Origin of the sequence: Exiguobacterium sp. ZWU0009 (assembly GCF_000798935.2) — a bacterium.
In the GTDB taxonomy this organism is placed as follows: domain Bacteria; phylum Bacillota; class Bacilli; order Exiguobacteriales; family Exiguobacteriaceae; genus Exiguobacterium_A; species Exiguobacterium_A acetylicum.
In genome coordinates this window covers 1,697,396-1,719,076 of the sequence record NZ_CP018057.1, presented here as the reverse complement: position 1 = coordinate 1,719,076, position 21,681 = coordinate 1,697,396, and the positions used below count along the sequence as shown (strand labels likewise).

General features: G+C 48.9%; 30 protein-coding genes. 22 read left to right on the top strand and 8 right to left on the bottom strand.

Going from position 1 to position 21,681, the window contains the following annotated elements; translation table 11 throughout:
• Positions 1 to 21: 21 nt before the first annotated feature.
• The gene (locus tag L985_RS09060) at positions 22 to 828 is read right to left on the bottom strand and encodes a phosphotransferase (RefSeq protein WP_047391424.1); all 807 of its coding nucleotides are present in this window, start codon (positions 826 to 828) and stop codon (positions 22 to 24) included.
• 138 nt (positions 829 to 966) lie between these two features.
• Between L985_RS09060 and L985_RS09055 the strand changes: the two genes are divergently transcribed.
• On the top strand, positions 967 to 1,323 hold the full coding sequence (locus L985_RS09055) for a potassium channel family protein (RefSeq protein WP_029341777.1): 357 nt from the start codon (positions 967 to 969) through the stop codon (positions 1,321 to 1,323).
• Here the strand turns inward: L985_RS09055 and L985_RS09050 are convergent.
• The gene (locus L985_RS09050) at positions 1,281 to 1,841 is read right to left on the bottom strand and encodes an AAA family ATPase (RefSeq protein WP_071908799.1); all 561 of its coding nucleotides are present in this window, start codon (positions 1,839 to 1,841) and stop codon (positions 1,281 to 1,283) included. The two genes, L985_RS09055 and L985_RS09050, sit on opposite strands and share 43 nt — an antisense overlap.
• Complete coding sequence (locus L985_RS16960; RefSeq protein ID WP_047391361.1) at positions 1,838 to 2,248, bottom strand: TIR domain-containing protein; 411 nt, start codon at positions 2,246 to 2,248, stop codon at positions 1,838 to 1,840. Before L985_RS16960 ends, L985_RS09050 begins: the two co-directional genes overlap by 4 nt.
• Before the next feature lie 158 nt (positions 2,249 to 2,406).
• Here L985_RS16960 and L985_RS09040 point away from each other — a divergent pair, with 158 nt between their 5' ends.
• The 3 genes from L985_RS09040 to L985_RS09030 are packed head-to-tail and all read left to right on the top strand — an operon-like array spanning position 2,407 to position 3,805.
• Positions 2,407 to 2,901: a sigma-70 family RNA polymerase sigma factor gene (locus tag L985_RS09040; RefSeq protein WP_047391364.1), complete on the top strand. Its 495-nt coding sequence runs from the start codon at positions 2,407 to 2,409 to the stop codon at positions 2,899 to 2,901.
• Positions 2,898 to 3,353 (top strand): hypothetical protein, encoded by a 456-nt coding sequence (locus L985_RS09035; RefSeq protein WP_047391368.1) that lies wholly within the window; start codon positions 2,898 to 2,900, stop codon positions 3,351 to 3,353. The genes L985_RS09040 and L985_RS09035 overlap by 4 nt, the downstream gene beginning before the upstream one ends.
• A 14-nt stretch (positions 3,354 to 3,367) precedes the next feature.
• The gene (locus tag L985_RS09030; RefSeq protein WP_047391371.1) at positions 3,368 to 3,805 is read left to right on the top strand and encodes a GNAT family N-acetyltransferase; all 438 of its coding nucleotides are present in this window, start codon (positions 3,368 to 3,370) and stop codon (positions 3,803 to 3,805) included.
• Here L985_RS09030 and L985_RS09025 read toward each other — a convergent pair.
• Both L985_RS09025 and L985_RS09020 read right to left on the bottom strand, forming a co-directional pair.
• Positions 3,797 to 4,180: a GNAT family N-acetyltransferase gene (locus L985_RS09025; RefSeq protein ID WP_047391374.1), complete on the bottom strand. Its 384-nt coding sequence runs from the start codon at positions 4,178 to 4,180 to the stop codon at positions 3,797 to 3,799. The genes L985_RS09030 and L985_RS09025 overlap by 9 nt on opposite strands.
• Positions 4,177 to 4,842, bottom strand: coding sequence for an HAD family hydrolase (locus tag L985_RS09020; RefSeq protein WP_052169390.1), 666 nt, complete (start codon positions 4,840 to 4,842; stop codon positions 4,177 to 4,179). The genes L985_RS09025 and L985_RS09020 overlap by 4 nt, the downstream gene beginning before the upstream one ends.
• 39 nt (positions 4,843 to 4,881) lie before the next feature.
• Here L985_RS09020 and L985_RS09015 point away from each other — a divergent pair, with 39 nt between their 5' ends.
• Both L985_RS09015 and L985_RS09010 read left to right on the top strand, forming a co-directional pair.
• Positions 4,882 to 5,727 carry an alpha/beta fold hydrolase gene (locus L985_RS09015; RefSeq protein WP_047391377.1) on the top strand — a complete coding sequence of 282 codons (846 nt, stop codon included), beginning with the start codon at positions 4,882 to 4,884 and terminating at the stop codon, positions 5,725 to 5,727.
• Entirely contained in the window at positions 5,724 to 6,413 is a 690-nt protein-coding gene (locus tag L985_RS09010; protein ID WP_052169391.1) for an alpha/beta fold hydrolase, read from the top strand. Before L985_RS09015 ends, L985_RS09010 begins: the two co-directional genes overlap by 4 nt.
• On the opposite strand, the gene L985_RS09005 is transcribed toward L985_RS09010, so the two are convergent.
• Positions 6,396 to 7,238: a sensor domain-containing diguanylate cyclase gene (locus L985_RS09005; RefSeq protein ID WP_052169392.1), complete on the bottom strand. Its 843-nt coding sequence runs from the start codon at positions 7,236 to 7,238 to the stop codon at positions 6,396 to 6,398. The two genes, L985_RS09010 and L985_RS09005, sit on opposite strands and share 18 nt — an antisense overlap.
• 138 nt (positions 7,239 to 7,376) lie before the next feature.
• The gene (locus L985_RS09000; protein ID WP_029341766.1) at positions 7,377 to 7,895 is read right to left on the bottom strand and encodes a DUF4256 domain-containing protein; all 519 of its coding nucleotides are present in this window, start codon (positions 7,893 to 7,895) and stop codon (positions 7,377 to 7,379) included.
• A 196-nt stretch (positions 7,896 to 8,091) separates the two neighbouring features.
• Between L985_RS09000 and L985_RS08995 the strand changes: the two genes are divergently transcribed.
• From L985_RS08995 to L985_RS08985, 3 genes are all read left to right on the top strand, one after another.
• Positions 8,092 to 8,484, top strand: a complete 393-nt coding sequence (locus L985_RS08995) for a hypothetical protein (RefSeq protein ID WP_029341765.1) — start codon at positions 8,092 to 8,094, stop codon at positions 8,482 to 8,484.
• A gap of 108 nt (positions 8,485 to 8,592) precedes the next feature.
• Positions 8,593 to 9,282: an ABC transporter ATP-binding protein gene (locus L985_RS08990; RefSeq protein ID WP_029341764.1), complete on the top strand. Its 690-nt coding sequence runs from the start codon at positions 8,593 to 8,595 to the stop codon at positions 9,280 to 9,282.
• 62 nt (positions 9,283 to 9,344) lie between these two features.
• Entirely contained in the window at positions 9,345 to 10,313 is a 969-nt protein-coding gene (locus tag L985_RS08985) for an LLM class flavin-dependent oxidoreductase (RefSeq protein ID WP_047391382.1), read from the top strand.
• Positions 10,314 to 10,378: 65 nt separating this feature from the next.
• Here L985_RS08985 and L985_RS08980 read toward each other — a convergent pair whose 3' ends face one another.
• Positions 10,379 to 11,107: an SDR family oxidoreductase gene (locus L985_RS08980; RefSeq protein WP_047391386.1), complete on the bottom strand. Its 729-nt coding sequence runs from the start codon at positions 11,105 to 11,107 to the stop codon at positions 10,379 to 10,381.
• 85 nt (positions 11,108 to 11,192) lie between these two features.
• Between L985_RS08980 and L985_RS08975 the strand changes: the two genes are divergently transcribed.
• From L985_RS08975 to L985_RS08915, 13 genes are all read left to right on the top strand, one after another.
• Complete coding sequence (locus L985_RS08975) at positions 11,193 to 11,642, top strand: hypothetical protein (RefSeq protein WP_047391389.1); 450 nt, start codon at positions 11,193 to 11,195, stop codon at positions 11,640 to 11,642.
• 278 nt (positions 11,643 to 11,920) lie between these two features.
• Entirely contained in the window at positions 11,921 to 12,463 is a 543-nt protein-coding gene (gene amaP / locus L985_RS08970; RefSeq protein WP_047391391.1) for an alkaline shock response membrane anchor protein AmaP, read from the top strand.
• Between the two features lie 15 nt (positions 12,464 to 12,478).
• A complete protein-coding gene (locus tag L985_RS08965; RefSeq protein ID WP_029341760.1) occupies positions 12,479 to 12,685 on the top strand; it encodes a DUF2273 domain-containing protein in 207 nt (68 codons plus the stop codon).
• 42 nt (positions 12,686 to 12,727) lie between these two features.
• Positions 12,728 to 13,165, top strand: a complete 438-nt coding sequence (locus tag L985_RS08960) for an Asp23/Gls24 family envelope stress response protein (protein ID WP_047391392.1) — start codon at positions 12,728 to 12,730, stop codon at positions 13,163 to 13,165.
• A 290-nt stretch (positions 13,166 to 13,455) separates the two neighbouring features.
• Entirely contained in the window at positions 13,456 to 13,638 is a 183-nt protein-coding gene (locus L985_RS16880; protein WP_148662028.1) for a hypothetical protein, read from the top strand.
• A gap of 106 nt (positions 13,639 to 13,744) precedes the next feature.
• The gene (locus L985_RS08950; protein WP_029341758.1) at positions 13,745 to 14,503 is read left to right on the top strand and encodes an SDR family oxidoreductase; all 759 of its coding nucleotides are present in this window, start codon (positions 13,745 to 13,747) and stop codon (positions 14,501 to 14,503) included.
• A 116-nt stretch (positions 14,504 to 14,619) separates the two neighbouring features.
• A complete protein-coding gene (locus tag L985_RS08945) occupies positions 14,620 to 15,534 on the top strand; it encodes a methyl-accepting chemotaxis protein (protein WP_235609823.1) in 915 nt (304 codons plus the stop codon).
• A gap of 162 nt (positions 15,535 to 15,696) precedes the next feature.
• Positions 15,697 to 17,214 (top strand): nickel ABC transporter substrate-binding protein, encoded by a 1,518-nt coding sequence (nikA, locus tag L985_RS08940; protein ID WP_047391399.1) that lies wholly within the window; start codon positions 15,697 to 15,699, stop codon positions 17,212 to 17,214.
• Entirely contained in the window at positions 17,214 to 18,149 is a 936-nt protein-coding gene (locus tag L985_RS08935; RefSeq protein ID WP_047391403.1) for an ABC transporter permease, read from the top strand. Before nikA ends, L985_RS08935 begins: the two co-directional genes overlap by 1 nt.
• The gene (locus L985_RS08930) at positions 18,146 to 18,973 is read left to right on the top strand and encodes an ABC transporter permease (RefSeq protein ID WP_051656268.1); all 828 of its coding nucleotides are present in this window, start codon (positions 18,146 to 18,148) and stop codon (positions 18,971 to 18,973) included. Before L985_RS08935 ends, L985_RS08930 begins: the two co-directional genes overlap by 4 nt.
• A complete protein-coding gene (locus L985_RS08925) occupies positions 18,921 to 19,667 on the top strand; it encodes an ATP-binding cassette domain-containing protein (protein WP_029341753.1) in 747 nt (248 codons plus the stop codon). Before L985_RS08930 ends, L985_RS08925 begins: the two co-directional genes overlap by 53 nt.
• The gene (locus tag L985_RS08920) at positions 19,646 to 20,383 is read left to right on the top strand and encodes an ABC transporter ATP-binding protein (protein WP_029341752.1); all 738 of its coding nucleotides are present in this window, start codon (positions 19,646 to 19,648) and stop codon (positions 20,381 to 20,383) included. The genes L985_RS08925 and L985_RS08920 overlap by 22 nt, the downstream gene beginning before the upstream one ends.
• On the top strand, positions 20,377 to 21,666 hold the full coding sequence (locus L985_RS08915; RefSeq protein ID WP_047391404.1) for an MATE family efflux transporter: 1,290 nt from the start codon (positions 20,377 to 20,379) through the stop codon (positions 21,664 to 21,666). Before L985_RS08920 ends, L985_RS08915 begins: the two co-directional genes overlap by 7 nt.
• The last annotated feature ends 15 nt before the right edge of the window (positions 21,667 to 21,681 follow it).

Sequence of the window (21,681 nt, the reverse complement as noted above, 5' to 3'; positions counted from 1 at the left end):
GATGAACATGGACATTGAACGTTATTTTATCGAGGATTTATCGGTGAACCACTTCTGCCCATGTTCGGCGATGAAACGGTATTCCGCTCTATAATGTGTATCGTGACCGTCTGCTTTCATCTTGATGAAGGCAGCATCGCCGTCCGCAGCTCTTTGATCAATCAACAGATACAGGGCTTCGACACGCAACAATAATAGGGATCGCAGTTCGGAACGCGGTCCTTCATAACCATACGCATCAAGGAATCGACTCACCCGCTCGGAGAAGCTTGCGTCATCTTGCTCTGGTGAATAATCAAGAACGAATCCGTCAGGTGCTTGCCGTCTGCTGCTGAGCGGAACGAACGTATAGAGAGCATAGACGATATCCCACGCACGCGGACCGGGTGCCGCGAGATCAAAGTCAATCACGCCACTCAGTTTTTGATCCTCAAAAATTGTATTGTAAACGGCAAAATCGTTGTGACACATGACTTCGTGTGGACTCGGGGTATTGAGCAACGGTGCCCAGTCCGGTGAGACGTCAAAGTCGACCGTCGCGTCATGGTACTTGCGCATCAGACGCGCGACATCGTCTAGCACGTCGTCTTGCCACATGTATGCCTTTAGCGGATAATCTGCCGTTTCCCCAGGAAGATAGGTTAATATTTCTCGCCCTTGTTCGTCGATGCCGATAAAGCGGGGAACACCAGATAACTGTTTAACTTCCAAGTGGCGCAATAATCGTTGGACGTTTTTGCTGTTCTCTTTTTGTGAGCGATAGACATAGTTTCCTTTTTTATAGACAGCGGAGACATTTCCGCCAGTCAATCGTTGTTCTTCAGACATCATCGTTCCTACTTTCTTTGTTTCATTTGTGATTGCTTACCTATTGGCTCGTCATTATGAATCCGTTTAAAAGAAGCGGATTGTCTTTGCCACGAGACGGGAATCGACTATCAAAAAGCCGAAAGAAGGTCGATTCTCATGCTGGCGTTTTTCATCGTATTTAAGAATATGTACCACGTGCTACGAATCCTCTTTAAGCAACAGGAACAGCAAGCCGTCATGGGGTCCGTCGTCTTTTTACTTGCGATCGGGATGTTCTTTTATCATGGCGTCGAGTCACTTGGGTATCTCGATGCGCTCTATTTGTCGGTCATGACGTTGACGACGGTCGGGTACGGTGATCTACACCCCGTGACACCGCTCGGTAAGATTTTCTCGATGGGATATGTCTTACTTGGGATCGGCATGATCAGTGCCTTGATTGCGAACTTCAACCGTGCGTTACGTCAACATCATGGTGTCGACACACCACCAAAAAAAGAATCAAACGAGTGATTCGTGATGTGTTCGAGGAATGCTTCGACGTCTTCCGTCGAACGAAGATGAACGATTTGGTCGGCCTCATGGGGAGCTGGCGGCTCAATCCGTTGTCGTTGATAGATGTCATGGTACGACGCATTGCTACGAATCTCCCGTCCATCACGTGTCGAATGGGTTAGTCGATCTGTAAGGGTAGTTTCAGGTAAATCGAACCAGGCGAGGATCGAGCGGAACGTCGAACGGGGAAATTGATCTAACAGTTGCTGACGTCCGGTGCGCAAGGCGTTGGCATTACATAAGATGATCGTCTCGAGGGAAGAAGCGACTGCTTGTTTAATCAACCATCCCGTCAAGTCATGTTTGACGTGATTCGGTCCTTCTGTCGGAACAAGTTCCGGATAATGATCGAGCAAAAAACGCGCCTGGAGATCCTGATCAATGACAAGGCTTGTTGGTAGCCGCTGAGCAAGCTGTCGGGCGAACGTCGTTTTCCCGGCATGAGTCGGACCGATCGTCAACAGGACGGTCCTCATGACGTCAGTTGTTCTTCCGGTAAGCGATCGGCAAGAATCTGCGCGAGCCAGTCTTCCTTCGTTCCGAAGCAGGGAGTCGTTTGGCCAATATGATAAAACGTACTCGCTAACGGTCCAGTGAAGTAGGTCGCGTCTGGCATACATAAGTAGACGGGGCGATTCGTCGCGAGCGCAATTCCAAGTTCGACATGGCTACTTTTTCCTGCCGGCAACACGAGGACAAAGACATCTGCTTGCTGCACGGCTTCGAACTCCGCAAGACCGATTTGACGAAGTGCTTGAGGATCCTCTGCCCGATCATTCATCGTCCAGTCATATGTTAAGTCGTGACCACGCAAGCGGAGTTCATCGCGGAGCCAGCGAACGGTCAACGTGTGGTCAAAGCGAGAAGCGATATAGAGTTTCATTCTCCGTACATCCTCCTTTTTTATCTCTCTGTGTCCCATCCTATCGAATTCATTCATTCAAGAAAAGGGAATTATAAGAAAAATTTGAAAAAAATGAAACTTTTTAAATGTGTCGCGTATCTAATAAGGAAGTGATTGCAAAAAAGGAGGATGCCGATGTGTTTCGAAAGTCAGGTCCAGCATTATCGGACGCTGCTTTTGAAGCAGCTTTATTCGCAGAAGAAGACTATGTGTACCGTATTTCCTTCATTTATCTGAAAGAGGAGGCGGCAGCGCTTGAGAACGTGCAAGAGGTCGCGTACCGGGCATGGCGCGCGCGAAAGAGTCTACGGGATGCTGCGTATTTTAAGACATGGTTGACGCGCATCACGATGAATTGCGCTTTCCAGCAACATCGAGCGTCGTTTCAGCCGCTCGCGATCGAATCCAGTCAAACGACGTCGTTTGAAGAGCGTCTTGTTGATCGATTGTACCTGGACGATTTACTAGAAGTCCTCGAGCCGACCGAGCGCTCGATCGTCTACTTCCGGTATGAAGAAGATTTGTCACTGCAAGAGATTGCGCAAACCTTCAATGTGCCACTGAGTACGATCAAAAGCACGTTGTACCGCGCACTCGAGAAAGTACGACGACAGAAGGGGATGAGTCTATGAATCACGATCCAAAAATCTTGATCGACGTACCGTCATCTGTCAGGCAACGGACAATTCAGGGCATCCGTAAAGCAAAACGGCGCCGGCGCTCGTTACAAGCTGTTTGCCTTGCTGCCGGTCTAACGATCATCGGCTTTAGTTCCTTGCATGAGACCGTTCCCGAACAATCGTCGCAATCGATGAGGGTCGGCATGTATTATGATGAACACTTTTACAAAGTAGCAAAAGAGATGACGAATTTAGACTGGCAACAGCTGAAAGGGAAACGACTTGGTGTCACGGATGATGTCTTGACCGATACGCAACTAGAACAGGACACATCTGATTTTGCGTCGAACCTCGATGCGTTTACCGTCTATCAAGTCAAGAATGATCCGGTATCTGAGCACGTGTTAGTCGTCGGTGAGGAAGAAGGTCGAGAACGGGTGATGATTCTGTCGCCCACACGATAAGGAGGAAGAGAAAGATGAACATCCGGTCTTGGACAGAAGACGATCTACCGCAATTGGTGGGATTGATGACGCAACTCGGTTATCCGGCAAGCGAGAACGAGTTACGCGAACGATTTTCGCGAATCACCCGTCACCCGGATTATGGATTGCTTGTACTAGAAGAAGACAGGATCCTTCTCGGTTGCGTCGGTCTGTTTCAGGCACAAGCGTTCGAGCATGATACGACCTATGTCCGAATCGTGGCGTTCGTCGTCAACGCGAAACATCGTCGGCAGGGAATTGGACGCCGTTTGATCCAAGCAGCGGAAGACTGGGCCAAAGTGAGAGGCGCAACTGCCGTCTTACTGAACAGTGGCAATCGACCGGAACGCGAAGCAGCCCATCACTTTTATCAAGCGATGGGCTACGGCGTGACGAGTACGAGTTATTCGAAATCATTGTCTTCATCGTGATTGACGGAACCCATGGAAAACGCGGAAACCTTGCTCTTCATAAAAAGAAGCAGATTGACGAGTTGCCAGTAAATCAATTCGTGTCGGATAAGTGTGCTTCAGATGATTGAGTAACTTTCGTCCGTAGCCACGCTTGCGTGCGTCGCGACTGACGAGGAGCTCACAGACGAACGTCGTCACCGAACCGTCCGTCAAAGCGCGGATATAAGCAAGGATTTTTCCGTCAGATTCAAGGACAAAAGCCGCATTCGAATTCCTCCAGGCGTTGCGCGTCCGCTCTTGATCAGCGACGAGATCCTGCCACCCTTCTAATGCGTTCAATCGATGAATCTGCTCAAAATCGTCAAGTTGGAAACGACGGATCTTTTCAGTCATGGCTGGTTCTCCTTTCGTATCAGGTCTTGGAGTGGAGCAGGTAACTGGCGCCAGTCCGAAAATTGCGTATCGGTCAACGGAACATCGCCTGTGCGCTTCCATATCGCCTGCATGCCGAGGGCGCGTGCCGGTAAGATGTCGTGGTCGTAATGGTCGCCGACATAAAGGACTTCGTCCGGGCGAACACCTAAACGGTCCGTTAGTCGCAAGAAAAATGCCGGATTCGGTTTACGGACGCCTTCTTGTTCCGAGATCCCGATCTGTGTAAAGGAGGGAGACAGTCCGATCGCGTCACAGACGGCACGTTGGAACGTCGTCCGACCGTTCGACAGTAAACCGATGGGTAGCTCGGACGATAATTGCGCAAAAAAGTCGTCGACTCCCGGAAAGCTCCTTGCGAAGATCGGGTAACGCGTCACGTAGTCCTGTAGCAGTATTTCAACAGAAAGCGACAACTGGAAGTGAGTAATCATTTCGGCATAGACGACATCTTTCCAGACCCGTCCGACTTGATCAAGCGTCAAGAACGTCGCGATGTAGTCGGTGATTGGAACATGCGACACTTCACGAAAACGTTGATGCTGATCCCGAAGGAAATGTGGGAGAGAACCGGACCGGTTATGTAACGTCTCGTCTAAATCAAACAATAGGGCACGAATCAAGGTAAACACCATCTTTCAAAGTATAGAGGAGTGATTATAATGGAACGATGTATTCAAGTACAGGGAAAACAAGTGACGTATTATGATGACGGTTCGACAGGACGACCGTTGTTACTATTGCCATCCCTCGGTGGGACATACCAGGACTGGTCAGACATTCTGACGAGACTAACGCCGGATTACCGGGTCGTCAGCTTCCATCCGCATGAGTGGTCGGAAGATTATATGAACGGGACGACCGGCATCTTACGGCAAATCGAACAGTTACTTAACGTGGCGGACATCACGACTCCGGTCACGCTCGTCGGACATTCTTACGGTGGACTCGTCGCGCAAGCTTTCGCCTTACAATATCCGGAACGTGTAGCTGGACTCGTCCTCGTGGATGCGACATCCGTTGATTTAGCAGAACTCGATCAGCTCGATACACCGACACTCGATCAAGAAGGGGATGACGCAGTCTGGATCGACCGGTTCGCGGAACTAGCGAAAGCAACCGACTTGCGCGATCGTTTCCCGGACGGGGATGACCGTACGGATTGGAACCCAGCGTATTACCGGTCGATGCATGCGATCATCACGCAGTGGAAAGCTGATGCGAAAGATCTTCAACCACTCGTACGCGATCTCGGTGTCCCGTTAACGGTTCTTGGACGGGACAAAGCGCAGTCGATCGAGACGATGATGGCTGCTGGTTTTCCGAAAGATGAACTGGAGCGGATGGAAGAAAAATGGCAGGAATTGATTCAGCGACAGGCGAATCTATCTTATCAGGCGAACGTGACGTTCGTTCCGGGCACGTCACACATGATGCATCATGATTGTCCGGACGTCATCGCAGAAGCGATATTGACACTACATCAATTTAAGGAGTTTACCGTATGACACGTATGTACGTATTACATGGATTAATGGGGACGGCAGCGACGCACTTTGCACCACAGCTATCCGCTCTTGCGGATGAGTTTACGTTCATTCCGATTGATCTGCCTGGTCACGGAATGACGACGGAACCGGCAACGGAAGATTACTTATCACAAGCAACAGATGCCATCCGCGAACGAATGGCACAGGAAGGTCCAGGATGGATTCTCGGGTTGTCGCTTGGCGCGACGCTTGCGATGCAATTGGCACTCGACCCACCGGACGAACTTGAAGGTGTATATATCACGGGTTTTTCACCATTCATTCCTAAAGCGATGGAACCGCTGATGCGCGAACAACGAGAGTTTTTCCTCAATCTCGAACAGCAGGCACCGGAAATTGCCGAACAGTTCGAACAGTTGCACGGTCATGCCTGGAAAACGACGGCGCGTGCGGTGCTTGATTTGATGACGTTCCGTTTCCCGGCACTGACGGAAACGATGCTGCAGTCGATCACCTTACCGGTCGTTATGCTAAACGGAACAAATGAAACATACGAAGTCGACGCAACCGCGTTCGTTGCGGAACACGTGCCGAACGTCATCGTCTTACCGGTCGAGGGAGCCGGGCATACAGCGAATCTCGATCAACCGGAACGCTTCAACGCCTTACTGCTTCGGGCTCACCAATCAATGCTGACGACTTAAGTGTTTGTTCATCTTCTCTTGATACATCTGCTCATCTGCCTCATGCAGGACGTCGTCGATACGGCGTCCTGTTGTCGTATGAACAGCGCCGATTGCAAGGCCAATCTCGTGCGTCGCGAACGTTGAGCGAACGTGTTCGACGAACGCTTCAAACGTCTCAATAGTCGGACTCTCATCAATCAAGACGAATTCATCGCCACCGATTCGGTAGCCCTGATTCGTTAAACGGCGGATGCAAAGCCCTGTTTGTTCAAGCAAGGCATCACCGACCGCATGACCGAACCGATCGTTCAGTTCTTTTAGTTCATTCAAGTCAAGCAGAATCAGACCATATGTCGTTTCCGCTTGATCAAATTTGCGAACAGCCTCATTGAAGGCGTGTCGATTACCGAGCCGCGTTAAGGAATCAATCCGGTATTGATTGAGCAATGCCTGTTGTGATTTCAACTGCTCGTCAATGTTGCGGATCACACCTTGAATGGCAACGATCTGTCCATTTTCGCGAATCGGCGTCGCATATTCTTCGAACCAGACATACGTTTCGTCATTCGTCCGCCAGCGTTGCCGAAACGGCTGCTCGTAGTCACAATCGCCCGAAATCTTCGACATCAAGACTTCGACGTCTTCCGGATGAATGCGTGCGAAACACTCGTCTGGATCCATGTAGCTGGCTGCTGCCACGCCTTTCCCCATATGGTTATCGAGGGAAGGACTGATATAACGAAACCGATATTCCGGCTGCACTTCGAACACGTAGAAGATGTCTTTACACAATGAGATCGTATCCGGCTGTTGCTGGCGGAATAACCGGAAACTGATCAACATTAGAAGACCACCTACAATCAATCCCAATACAAATATGACGTCCACCTCCTCTACTCATCGACCATCATATCATAATTGGGTTTTATTACCTATAATTTACAAAAAACACGCTACTCCAATCGTAGCGTGTTTTTTTGATTAGTCTAGCTCAATGAAGACACGAAATCCTCGGCTTGCATAATAGGAATCCGCCCCGTTGTGATAGATGAACGTTGTCTCATAACGACGGTCTCCGAACAAGGCACCGCCTTTATGACGAATTGCGTCCGGTGTCGCAAGCCAACTGGAGGTTTTTTCGTCAAACGAAAACTGCGTCTGCAATTCTTGATACTGCTCTGGTGTTAAGAGGTGCACCTCTAGCTTCTCAATCATCGACTCGACACTTGCTGCCGGCGTATTTTTCTTTCGACCGAGTCGAGCGGACTCATCCAAACAGACACTTCGGCGACCTGAGGGACTTTCTTTGGCAGTGTCGATGATGACGAATCTTCCTTCCATTTTTAAGACGTTCGGCTTGCCGCCCGTCTCTTCCATCCAAGCAAGTGCTGCTCGTTTCGATGACGTCAGACGTGATTCGACCTCGTCATACGAAGGACCATCGTGCAGGTCAGAAGTAGCTTCAAAGCGGTCACGAAACATCGTTAATGGTTCCTCCATCGGTAAAACCTCACTTTCCTAGTTCCTTTTTCCCATTATTCAATGAATTCGCTTCCAATGCAATCGTACAGAGACTGAATAAGTCAATCTGAAGACAATTGACAAATGAAATCGGACTGCCTACACTAATTGTACATATCCGGTTTCTGTCGCGATCGCGCGCACAGGAATGACATTTAGGAGAGGAGCCAACCGTATGCGCTGGATCAGTTATGCGGCTGTCGTGACGATTCTTTCGTTCTTAGCGTTCACGGCGTATTCGTTCTTGACGACGATCGATTTTGAAATCGTCTATCAGTTCGGAACGTTTGCGATGACGTTATCCTATTTTATCTTTGGTTTACCGATGTTATGGATTGTTCGCCACTATCCGTTAACTCTTCGTCTACTCATTTACGTGACGACGAGTGCCGTCGTCTTGTTTCTATTCATCGGTCTATATGAAGCGTGGCACGAAGCTTCGCTATCTCCCTTACCACCGATCGGCAGCATGATTCAGTTCACGGCTCTTGCCTGTCTGTTGTTCGTTTTACCGTACGAGATCATCTATCGCAAAAATTTCGTTTCCATTCAACCACGTGTTTCTTGACAGTATTCTTGTTCCTCAAGAATACTGTTTTTTATTTCCTTTAATTTTGAAGGAATTCCCAATAAATTCTTGAATAGTACGTTATCACGAATAAATGGAGGGTTACATATGGAAGGCACATTTCAATGTAAACAGATGGGGAAATCATTTTCAGGAGACGGTGTCGAGACACATGCGTTACAAGATATCGACGTGACACTCGAAGCGGGTGATTTTATCTCGATTATCGGACCATCTGGTTCTGGAAAGTCGACGTTACTCAGTCTAATCGGAACGCTCGATCGTCCGACGAGCGGAGAGTTGCACTATGACGGGAAACCGATCAACAAATTAAACAGCAAAGAATTATCCGACTTCCGGTTCGAAAACATCGGCTTCATCTTCCAGCAGTTTCATTTGATTCCGACGCTGACGGCGCTTGAGAATGTCATGGCACCACTGTTCGGTCGAAAAGTACCATACGATAAAAAAGAACGCGCTGAGCAGTTACTCGCGCAAGTGGGTCTCGCCGATAAAACGGGCAGTTTGCCGTCGCAACTCTCTGGTGGACAACAACAACGGGTTGCTGTTGCCCGCGCACTTGTCCATGAACCGAAATGGTTACTTGCCGATGAGCCGACAGGGAACCTCGATACGGATACGGGGGAAATCATCTTCAATCTCTTACGGTCGTTGAACGAAGAGAAGGGCTGCGGCGTCTTGTTCGTCACCCACGATCCGGCACTTGCGGAACGAGCGAACCGGACGATTGAGATGCGAGATGGCGTCATCATCGAAGATCGTCTCGTTCGTGTCTGAGCCTCGTTTTTGAACTCCTTTCCATCACCCTTTACACTAATAGGGTAGAGGAGGAATGTGTGATGCGACTTGGAATACTCGATCAAGTACCGTTACATGAAGGCGATACGGTCGAAGCGACGATGGAAGCGACGGAACGACTCGTCTCAGAAGCCGAGCGACTCGGTTATGAACGGTACTGGTTCGCAGAACATCATAATACGAACGGGTTGCTCAGTGCGGCACCGGAACTGTTCATCGCCCGAATGGGTGCGCAGACCAAGACAATCAAGCTTGGATCAGGAGGGATACTGTTACCGCAATATCATCCGCTGAAAGTCGCCGAGAGTTTTGCGACACTTGATGCGTTTTATCCGGGACGGATTGAACTTGGGATCGGCAACTCGCCAGGTGGAAGTGAGCGGACACGACTTGCCTTGACGGATGGAGAAGAAAACCGAGCGGCTGAGTTTAGTCGACTTGTCAATGAAACGGCGGGCTTCTTGACAGACAGTCTATCGAATCGACACCCGTACCGGATCGTCAAGACGACACCGCGTGACCGACAACCGTCGCCAATCTCGATCCTAGGTCTGTCGCCACGTAGTGCGCGGATTGCAGCCGAACAAGACCGTGGTCTCGTGTTTGGTCACTTCATTAATCCGGATCGTTGGGAAGAGACGCTTTCGACATATCGCGAAGCAGGCGGGAAGAACGTCATCGTCTGTGTCTTCGTCATCTGTGCCCCGACACAAGAAGAAGCAGAGCGTCTCGCTCGGACACAAGATGCCTGGATTCAAGGCGTCCGACTCGGGAATTCAATCGTTCCGTCGTTTACGACGACAGAAGCAAAGGTCTGGAATGATGTGCAAACGGAGCGGATTCGCAAAGATCGCCGGCGAGCAATTATTGGGACACAAGACGTCGTTGTGCGAGAACTTGAGGCATTAGCAACCCGATATCAAACGGATCAATTTTTACTGATCAATAATGCCTTTGATCAAGAAAAACGATTGCAGTCGTACCAGCTCATCGCGGAACAACTACTCTAAACACAACAGGACCCCTCATTAGCCAAACGGCTAACAAGGGGTCCTGTCTACAAATCTAGATTCAATTAACGTTGAGCGGTTGGACGGATCAAAATCTCGTTAATCGCGACATCCTCTGGCTCGTTAACGGCATAAGCGATGGCACGCGCAATCGCACTCGCATCGATGGCTTTTAAGTCACCGATTCCTTGTTTGATCTCTTCATCCGAGATATGGTCCTTCAGTTCTGTATCGACCGCTCCCGGTGAGATGATTGTTGCGCGGATATGATTGTCGACCGATTCTTCCTTGCGGAGACCTTCCGTGATCGCACGAACGGCGAATTTCGTACCGCTATAGACGGCGCTTGACGGCATGACTTCATGACCTGCGACGGACGAGATATTGATGACGTGTCCGCTTTTTTGCTCACGCATGTACGGCAAGACTGCGCCAATCCCGTGAAGGACACCCTTGATGTTGACGTCGACCATCGTGTTCCATTCGTCTTGCTGATTCTTATGGAGGTGTGATAGTGGCATCAATCCAGCATTGTTGATAATGACATCAACAGAACCGAACTTGTCTTTCGCAAGTTTAGCGAGTGCATCGACTTGCTCGCGATCAGTGACATCCGTCACTTGATAAACGGCTTGACCACCTTCTGCTTCAACGGCTTTGACGAGCTCTTGCAAACGATCTTCCCGGCGTGCGGCAAGAACAAGTTTTGCACCTTGTTTTGCGAGTTCCTTTGCCGTTGCTTCACCAATCCCGCTTGATGCTCCTGTGATGATGACGACTTTATCTTGAATCATCTGAACTCCTCCTTCTGAATATCGTACTCCTTGAGAGGTATTTCCGCTTTTGTTGTTTTAAAAACATGTTGTAGGAGGTTTGCCTATGAAACGTTATTTATTTATCGGATTGATAGTGATTGCAATCGGATGGTTTTTGTCGCTCGATCCATTTCGGCATCAACCATCAGAACCTAACGCGACCATCGAAGATCGTGAGGTGAAGGTGTATACAGGTACTTATAGTTGGTCAGGGATGTTTCGCGGAGAAACAGCCGATGCGAAGTCGGAGGCCGTCGATTTAGTAAAAGGTGATCCGAGTACGCCAGCAAATCCTGAAGATCAATTGACGATTCGTTTTAAAGAGGGACCAGCTTCGAAGTCTGTCACGATCGTCTTATGGTCGGTCGAAGATAATAAAAAAATTAAATCATATAAGAAGACCGGGCAGATTACTGTCCCCTCGACTCCCGGAAAGTATGTCTATCAGATTACAGCCGATTGGAAAGAAGGTGATGGCGATTTCGCCTTTCCGATTGAGGTGAATGAAAGGTAAGATAAAAACATATTGACAGGATATATGTTTAATGATAAATAAATGGATCGCTGACCTCTTATTTAGTTGAAAGAGGTCTTTTTTCATGAAATACAGTAAATAATCCACTTGATTAACGGTTTTTAGTCTGAATAATCAGAATAAATAAACATTTTAATAGAAGTGTATTTAAATGTTTCGGGTTCAAATGAACGGGAATAAACACATCATACACATAATAGTTCATGTGTTGAATCACCTAGGTGAAAGAAATTAACAATCGTAAAGGAGAGGTGCAGATGAATGGGTTCAATCGATTCTTACTCGTCATCATAGGCATACTCGGACTCGTCAGTGTCGGGCTGCTTGTGCTCGGTGTGTATGATGTTCCACGCCTCAGTTCATTGATTGAGCAGTGGCAGGATCAGCAATGGTATAGCTATACCGTTCTATCCATTGGAGGATTTTTAGCATTCGTATTCGTCATTCTATTATTCACTGGATTATTCAGCCGCTCGAAAGGTCAACGTCTGTTGATCCAAACGGGTGATGGAACGATCACGATTTCGAAGGAAACGATCGAACGGACGGCGTTAGAGTCGATTCGTGGGATTGGTGGCGTACGGACACCGCGTGTCCATGCCGATATCCATTCGAAAAAAGAGACGGTCGCCTTGAAAGTCGACTGCTCGGTCTTCGGACAAGAAGGATTACCAACGATTGCGAAGGATATTCAAGAACGTGCTAAACAATCCGTCGAATCCTTACTTGAGTTGCCGGTAACGAGTACGAAAGTCACGATCAGTGACACGAAAACGAAAACATCGGAACGTGTCGTCTAAAGGAGGAGAGGGAACATGAAGACAAGAGAAGCACTCTATCCGTATCGGTTTCGACTGATCGGAGGACTTGCCGGTCTGATCCTCGCCGTCTTATTCTTGACGATCGGCTTCGGTCCGACAATCCTTATCGTAGCCTTCGCGGCGATCGGATTCTTGATTGGAAAATGGCGCGATGGTGCGCTCGATATTGAAGGGTGGATTCAGTTCTTTCAACGGGACTGATTCATATATAACTTACTAAACATTCAAAAGGAGAGATTTCAAATGGCAAACGAAGTAAACACAACAACTCAAAACGAAGTGGTACGCGAAAATAAATTGACGTTCGAAGATCAAGTCATCAAAAAAATCGCTGGGATTGCGTCAAACGAAGTGACAGGTATCTTGTCAATGAGTGGTGGATTCATGAGTGGATTGACGGATCGTCTCCGGAGCACGGAAGACATTACAAAAGGAATCGGCGCTGAAGTCGGCGAACGCCAAGTCGCACTCGATTTAAAAGTCATCGTTGAATACGGTAAAAACATTCCGTCGATCTTCCAAGAGACGGTCGCTAAAATCAAAAAATCAATCAGCGACATGACAGGTCTTGAAGTCGTCGAAGTCAATATGCACGTCGAGGACGTCATGACACGTGCTGAATTTGAAGCAAAAAATAAATCAAACAATGAACAAGAAGAAAAGAACCGCGAATTGCAATAAGCAAGTCAAAAGATCCGACAAACTCGTCGGGTCTTTTTTCATGTATTCATCAACTAACGTAATTCTCATAAGGAACGGTTAGATGGGGTACGATCGATATAGGAATGATCATTTGTTAAGGAGGCATCACATCTTTGAATCAAAACGAATCGTATTATATGTGTTCTGTATGTGGATGGGATAAACTCGAAAACCCGCCATATTATGAACACTTTGCGGGGAGTAATGAAATTTGTTCATGCTGTGGTTTCGAATTCGGTGTAGATGATTTCGACTGCGTAGAAATAGACATGAAACAGTTGTCAGACGAAGACATCGTAAAACAAGCACACGAAATCTATCGACACAACTGGATTAATCATCATTTTAAATTATTTAATCCGAGCATGTTCCGAGGATCTGTGAAAACCGGGCAGCAACTAAACGCTGACGTCGCGATGAACCAATTACAACGTACGAGCTATAAGACCTGACGAACTCGTCGGGTCTTTTTTTCATGGAATCGACACGACGTTTGATGTATTTGATGATGAGAACGGGAATAGTTTAATATCACGAAAGACGAAAGGATGATGCACGATGCGACTAACAGGAAAAACGATCATCGTCACTGGTGCCGGCTCAGGAATGGGAGAAGCAATGGCTAAATTGTTTGCACTAGAAGGCGCGCGAATCGTCGCGGCGGACATCCATTTAGAAACTGTCGAACGGGTTGTTTCTGACATCAAGGCAGCAGGTGGAGAAGCAATGGCTGTTGTAAGTGATATCGCCAATCCTAGCGCGGCAAGAGAACTAATCAAACAAACAATCGATGCGTACGGAAAATTGGACGTTCTCGTTAACAATGCCGGTATCATGGACGGAATGGAGGGAGTGGAAGACATCTCGGATGAGCGCTGGGATCACGTCTTTGCGGTCAATACGACAGGAACGATGCGTCTGATGCGTGAGGCAGTCAAGCATTTCAAGGAAGTAAAAGGTGGCGTCATTTTGAATAACATCTCGATTGGTGGTCTGAACGGTGCTCGAGCAGGTGCAGCCTATACGGCTTCCAAACATGCCGTCATCGGTCTGACGAAAAATACTGCCTTCTTTTATGCTGGAGAGGGGATTCGGTGTAACGGGATCGCACCCGGAGCCGTCGAGACGAACATTGGGCAATCGATGACGAATCTGAATGAATTCGGGATGGGACGAGCAATGCTTGGTATGGGTCTGAATCCACGCACCGGTCAGCCGGATGAGATCGCGAAATTGGCATTGTTCCTCGTGTCTGACGAGGCGAGTTTCATTAACGGGGCAATCGTCGTTGCGGACGGCGGATGGAGCGCGTATTAAAAATCATATCTTATTTACTGGATTACAGTTTAAAATGGCAGGAACTTGTCGATATAAGGGATAATATGACAATAGGCGCATTATGACCTTGAGTTTGAATCCAGGGAGGAATCGGCATGTCGATGCAGGAACAGGCAGCACACGTCACCGACACACAAGTCATTCGAGCAATCGAACAAAATCTAGCAATCATCCGCTTTGACGATCGACGGAAAGTTGCATATGTCAATGAGCTGTTTGCCCGGACGATGGGGTATGAGGTAAACGAACTAATCGGTAAATATCACCGTGATCTTTGTTTTCCGGCGTATGTTAACAGTCCGGATTACGAGTTGTTTTGGCGCAAGTTGATGCAAGGAATCACGTATCAGGACAAGATTGAACGCCGGGCTGCCGATGGGCAACAGAAATGGCTCGAAGCGACGTATATGCCGATCTACTCCGATGACGGACGCCGGGTCGTCGGGGTTTCGAAAATTGCATCGGACATCACGATTCGCCAGCAGGATGTCTTACGGATGGCGGCTGAACTCAACGAGACATCCGCGTTCTTAACGGTCAAATCGGAAAGTGGTCGACAAGACGGTCTGAACGTGCTGGCGACGGTCCAACAAGTCGAAGCGGAGTCCGTCGAGAACCTGTCGAGCCTTGTTGCCTTACGGAAGGATGCGAACTCGATCACCAACATCGTCAAGACAATCCGTGATATCGCGGCGCAGACGAATCTGCTCGCCTTGAATGCCGCAATTGAGGCGGCGCGTGCCGGTGAACATGGGCGCGGGTTCGATGTCGTCGCGACCGAAGTCCGAAACCTGTCGAACAAAGTCTCTCACTCAATCGGGGAAATCAAGAACAACATTGAAGGGATCGTTGAACGAATCGAGGACGTTTCGCACAGCATCGAGCGGATTTCGTCCAAGGTTAAGGACAGTACGGGTCAACTCGAGCATACGGTCAGTGAGTTCGATCAGTTGGCTGATTCAGCGAAACAACTCGAGCGTCAGGCAAAACAATTCGTCGATGTCTTATAACGCATCCACCGATACCGGATCGTACGAGCAGGTTGCTCGATGACGATTCGGTATTTTTTTGATGACTTCATCAATATAGAGAAATAGAAAAGACGCTTGTTAAATCGGAATCATTACGATATGATGTAAAACGTAATTATTCCGAATTAAAGGTGGAGAACAATGTCTACATATAAAACAGCGAGCCTCATTGGTAGTGTCTTCCTCGGATTGACACTTGCCGGTTGTGCCTCCTCTGATACGCCACAAGAGCAAAACCATTTGACGTTCGTCTATAACTTTGCGACACAATCACTCGATCCGCATCGGGACAGCAGTTATGTTCCGCTTCGCGCGGGGGTAACGGAGACGCTCGTCCGTCTTGATGATGAACAATTGACAGTCGAGCCGTGGCTTGCTAAGAAATGGTCCTATGAAGGAAAGCGAACGTGGCGGATCGTCTTACAGAAAGACGTGACGTTCCATAACGGGAAACAACTTGATGCTGACGCCGTTAAATCGTCTCTCGAACGCTCGATCGACGAAAATCCAGGTGTCAAGAATGCTTTGAACATCGAAACGATCAAAACGGATGGACCAGATGTGCTCATCCAAACGAAGATGACGTATCCGGAGTTCATCTCGGAACTCGTTAATCCAAACACAGCGATCATCGACACGAAGGCGAGCGGGGTGACGAAAGAACCGATGGGAACAGGTCCGTTCCAAGTCGAGCGGTTCGCTCCGGGAACAAAAGTCGAGTTAAAACGTTTTAAGTCCTATTGGCAAGAACAAGCGAAACTTGATTCCGTTGATTTTGTTTTCAACGAAGACGCTGGCGCACGGACGAACGCTTTGCGTGCCGGACAGGCAGACATCGTCTATCGTCCGGAAATCGAGAGTGTCAAGAAATTGAAGTCTGAAGGTTTGACAGTCCAAGCGACGGATACGTTCCGTGTCCATCAATTGACGATGAATGTCGCGAACGGTCCGATGCAATTTCTTGAAGTCCGACAGGCAATGGATGCTTTGATCAATCGAAAGCAACTCGTTGATCACGTCCTCCAAGGATATGCGGTGCCAGCGCGTGGTCCATTCCTCTCGTCATTCCCATTTGCTCCGGACTACCCGCAACAAGTGCAGAAGACGCCTGAGGAATGGCTCAAACAAGCCGGTTATACAAAACAAAACGGACGGATGCAAAAGGACGGTCGTCCTTTAAAACTGACTTTATTGACGTATGCGGCTCGACCAGACCTGCCGTTGATTGCCCAAGTCATTCAAGATGACGCGAAAAAGATTGGTGTGACAATCACGATTAAACAGATCGATGTCCCAGAAGAATACATGGCGAGTAACCGGGACTGGGATATCGCGACGTACAGCAATCTGACAGCTCCGCGTGGGGATGCTGGTTATTATTTAAACGCGACCTATCATCCGAACGGGGGACTGAACTTCAGTCGTGTCGCGGATCCGAAGTTGACGAAACAGATCGAGACGTTGAACCGGACGTTAAAGGTCGAGGATCGATCGATTCTTGCTGAAGAGATTGCCCGTTACGTTGATGAACGCCGCTATAATAGTTTTCTCCTCCATCCATCGACTCTCGTTGCTTACGACGGCAAACGCGTTAAAGGATGGAAAACAGAAAAAAGTGAGTACTATATGATCACGAATACGCTGCAGGTGAACGATTGATGCGTTCCATCGTCAAACGACTGCTGTCGCTGAGTCTATTCACTTTACTCATCACGTTCGGTTGTTTTGTCTTGCTGCGGTTACTGCCGGGTGATCCGGTCTTGACGTTATTGAATATCGATGAATTATCAGCAACGCCCGAACAAATCGAAGCCGCGCGCCGTGAATTAGGATACGATCAGCCGTTGCTCGTTCAATACATTCGTTGGCTGCAAGACATACTCACCTTGCGTCTCGGAAACTCGTTGCAAACGGGGCGACCGGTCATCGAGATGTTGTTAGAGAGTTATCTTGTGACGGCGGAGCTGGCACTTGGTGGTCTTACGATCGCCTTATTGATCGGCTTACCCCTTGGAATCGGTAGCGCCTTGACGACGCGCCGAAGTATCGTTCGTCTTGCGCACCTTGTCAGCATGAGTGGAGCGGCCGTGCCTGGTTTTTGGATCGGTCTGTTGCTCGTCGACCTGTTTGCCGTCCGTCTCGGATGGTTACCTGTAATGGGAAGGGAGGGGATGACGTCACTCGTCCTCCCAGCTCTATCACTCGGCTTTCCACTTGCGAGCGTCTATATTCCATTGATTCGACTGAATCTACGCCGTGAACTGAGCCAACCGTACATCGAGTTGGCACGGATGCGTGGCATATCCGAGCGGACGATCCTTTGGCGTTATGCGTTACGCGGCAGTTTGCCGCCGGTTCTGTCCGTTTTCGGTCTGACGCTCGGCAGTCTTGCCGGAGGTGTCGTCGTCCTCGAAGTCCTGTTCGCGTATCCAGGTGTCGGAAAGTTAATGGTCGATGCGATTTTGCAACGTGATTACCCACTGATTCAAGGGTACATCTTGCTGACGACAGGCATCATTCTTGTCTTGCATCAAGGTATCCGGTCGTTAAACCGGGCGTTACGACCAGATTGGCAGAAGGGAATACACACATGAAAAAAACATGGCTCATTTTCGGAGGATGTCTCCTACTATTTATTTCATATACCGTATATGTTAGTCCATTTGATACAAACGTAGCAAAGAGACTTGAGCCTGCTTCATTCGAACATTGGCTCGGAACAGACGGTTTAGGACGAGATTTCGCAGCTCGTCTTTTTTTAGCTGGTTTGATATCCTTAGGTTTCAGCCTGCTTACGGTGTTGCTCACGGCATGCGTCGGTACCTGCCTTGGCTGTCTAGCCGGTTTTTATGATGGACGTCTCAAGCGGGTGATTCATCGATTAGAAGATGGTCTCGTGATTTTCCCGGACACTGTTCTAGCACTCGTCATCGCCGGACTATTGGGTGCCAGTCCTCGAAGTTTAATCTTTGCGATTCTGCTCATTAAATGGATTTCCTACGCGCGATTAAGTGAAACACTCGTGACCGAGACGATGCAAAAGCCATACGTCAGCATGGCACGCATCAATGGGTTAACAGACAGGATGATCTTACGACGCCACATCCTTCCGCCTATCATCCGGCAAGTCGTCGTCTTAATGAGTTTGGATGTCGGCAAAGTCATCTTATTCTTATCAGCGTTCTCTTATATTGGACTTGGTGTCCAAGCACCACTGCCAGAGTGGGGAGCGATGTTGAATGAAGGACGTCCCTATTTCAGTTCCGCACCCCGGCTCATGCTTTTGCCAGGTGCGTGCATCGTCTTGACCGTCGTTATGACGATGGGATGGACACGGTGGATGAAGAAAAAAGGAGGACAAGTAAATGATTCAGATTCGGAACTTACACGTTCGGGCGAAACACGTCCTTCTGCATGACATGAATCTATCGTTACCAGCTCATCGATTCATCTGTCTCGTCGGAGCGAGCGGGAGCGGTAAGACGCTCTTGCTTAAACGATTACTGGATCGATTGCCGGACGGGATGTCGTCGAGCGGAGAAGTCATCTCGGACGAACCTCTTCGGCGTGGTCTCGATATTGGTTACATACCACAGCAGTATACCGATGCGTTTCTTCCGTTTTTGACGATGCGTCAGATGTTACGGGATACATATCGCGCACATGGACGAAAGATGGATCATCCTTACATCGATGACGTCTTGCGAACGCTTGAGTTGGACCCGACCTGGTTGGACCGATATCCAGGAGAGTTGAGCGGTGGGCAATTGCAACGGTTCGCGATCCTGTTTGCCGTCACCTTAAAACCACGATTGATTTTAGCGGATGAACTAACGACGGCGCTCGATCCTGTGTTGACACGTCGTTTACTCGACTGGTTGACCGAATACCAACACCAGTACGGGGCAACGATTTTGTTCGTCACCCACGAATTAGGACCTGCCTTACATTATGGAGAGCAACTCGTCTTAATGCAGGATGGACGAATCGTCGAGACGGGAACACCACAGATGATCGAGCAAAGTCGTCATCCGTTCACGATGAGCTTGATGCAAGCGCATCGTACATCACTGGAAGAAAGGAAGAGTTCATGTCACCAGTCTTATCCGTAACAGATCTTACTTATCAGATAAAGAGTCAGTCTATCTTGTCGAATATCTCATTTCACGTGACGAAAAAGGCGTCAATTGGCATCATCGGGGAGAGTGGGGGTGGCAAGACGACACTCGGACGATTGATTCTCGGTCTGCTCAAACCCACGCATGGTTTGATTTCCTTACATGAAAAGGCATTTCCGAGTGGGCACCGAAACGAGCGACGAGCTATTCAAGCCGTCTTTCAACATCCTCTCGCTTCCTTTAATCCAGAATGGACGGTGCGGGAATCGATTCTTGAACCGTTTCGTCGGCATCGTCCGATCTTGCGGCATTTCCCAGCGACGTCAGAAGAAAATCTCATTACAGCCCTCGCACTTGCTGTCGGGGTCGAGGAGCAGTTATTCGATCGAGTGCCCCATCAATTGAGTGGGGGACAAATTCAGCGTGCCGCGATCGCCCGCGCGATTTCGATCGAACCCGACATTATCGTGATGGATGAACCGACAACGGGACTTGATGTCGTCTCTCGGGCGCAGATCATCGAGCTACTAGAACGCTTGCAGCAGACACTCGGTGTCAGTCTTGTATTGATCTCGCACGATATTGATTTCATCCGGCGCCTCTGTTCGGAAACACTCGTCTTACGTGACGGTCGCGCTGTTGATTTGATTGATCGATTGGAATCAGGTAGCGCGTATACCCAACGATTCGTCGAGGCCGGAACATGGTGAACGCACAACCGACACACAAAACGTACTGGTTACTCGCTTATCCGCTGATTCTCTCAAGTATTGCGACACCCTTACTTGGTGTAACCGATACCGTCGTCATCGGTCAATCCGGTGATCCGAGGGCGATCGGAGGCATCGCTGTCGGAGCCGTCTTCTTCAATACGATTTACTGGTTGTTTGGTTTCTTAAAAGTGAGTACGACAGGATTCAGCGCCCAAGCAAGTGGGGCGAATGACGTGCACGCCTTACGGACGTCACTTTACCGACCGCTGTTTTTAGCAGCTTGTATCGGTCTGCTCATCCTGTTGTTCCGACAGCCGCTCGAGCAAATCGGACTGTACTTACTTGCACCACCCGCTGACTTGCTAGATGCGGTCAAGACGTATATTTCATACCGGATGATTGGCGCACCGTTCGTGTTGATGGGTTATGCGTTACTCGGCTGGTTGATTGGTACCGGTCAGGTCAAGCACGCCTTGTTCGTCCAATTGTTTAGTACAGGAGTCAATGTCGTTCTCGATATCGGATTCGTCTACGGATTGAATGCCGGTGTTGCTGGAATTGCGGTTGCGACCGTCATCGCGGAGATCAGCATCGTCGTCTGTGCTCTGTACCTGATCCGTGGTCATTTATCGATGACGCATGATGAATGGCGTGCCTTGACGGCATGGCAAGCGTACCGTCAATTCTTTCAAGTCAATCGTGACTTGTTCATTCGCACGATTTTCCTTCTACTCGTCACCGGCTGGTTCACACGTGCTGGTGGACAATTCGGACCGGATATCCTCGCAGCCAACGCGATTCTGCTACAAATCCAGTATCTGATTTCTTACTGGTTCGGTGGACTCGGTCATGCGTCAACGGTTCTCGTCGGTCGGGCGAGAGGGCATCAAGATCAGGCAGGATACCGGACGAGTGTCCGTTTGGCACGGACGTTTGGATTCTACTCGGTCGTCTTCTGGTCACTGGTGCTCCTCTTCCTTGAGACACCGCTCCTTCAGTTGTTCACTTCAGAAGAGGCAATCCTAAATGCGGCGGACGATTATTACTTCTGGATCATCATCCTACCGCTCCTTGCCGGTTGGGCGATGATCTACGAAGGCATCTTTGCCGGGCGGGTTGAAGCAACACCGGTCCGGAACTCAATGATTCAAGCAGGAATTGGTTTTGCGGTCGTCCTCCTGTTGACACCGACTTTTGGAAATCAGGGCGTCTGGGCAGCGTTTTTGACCTTCTTCTTGATTCGCTCCTTATCGTTGATTCTCGTAGAAGCAAGACGATGAAAAACCCGCTGTTTC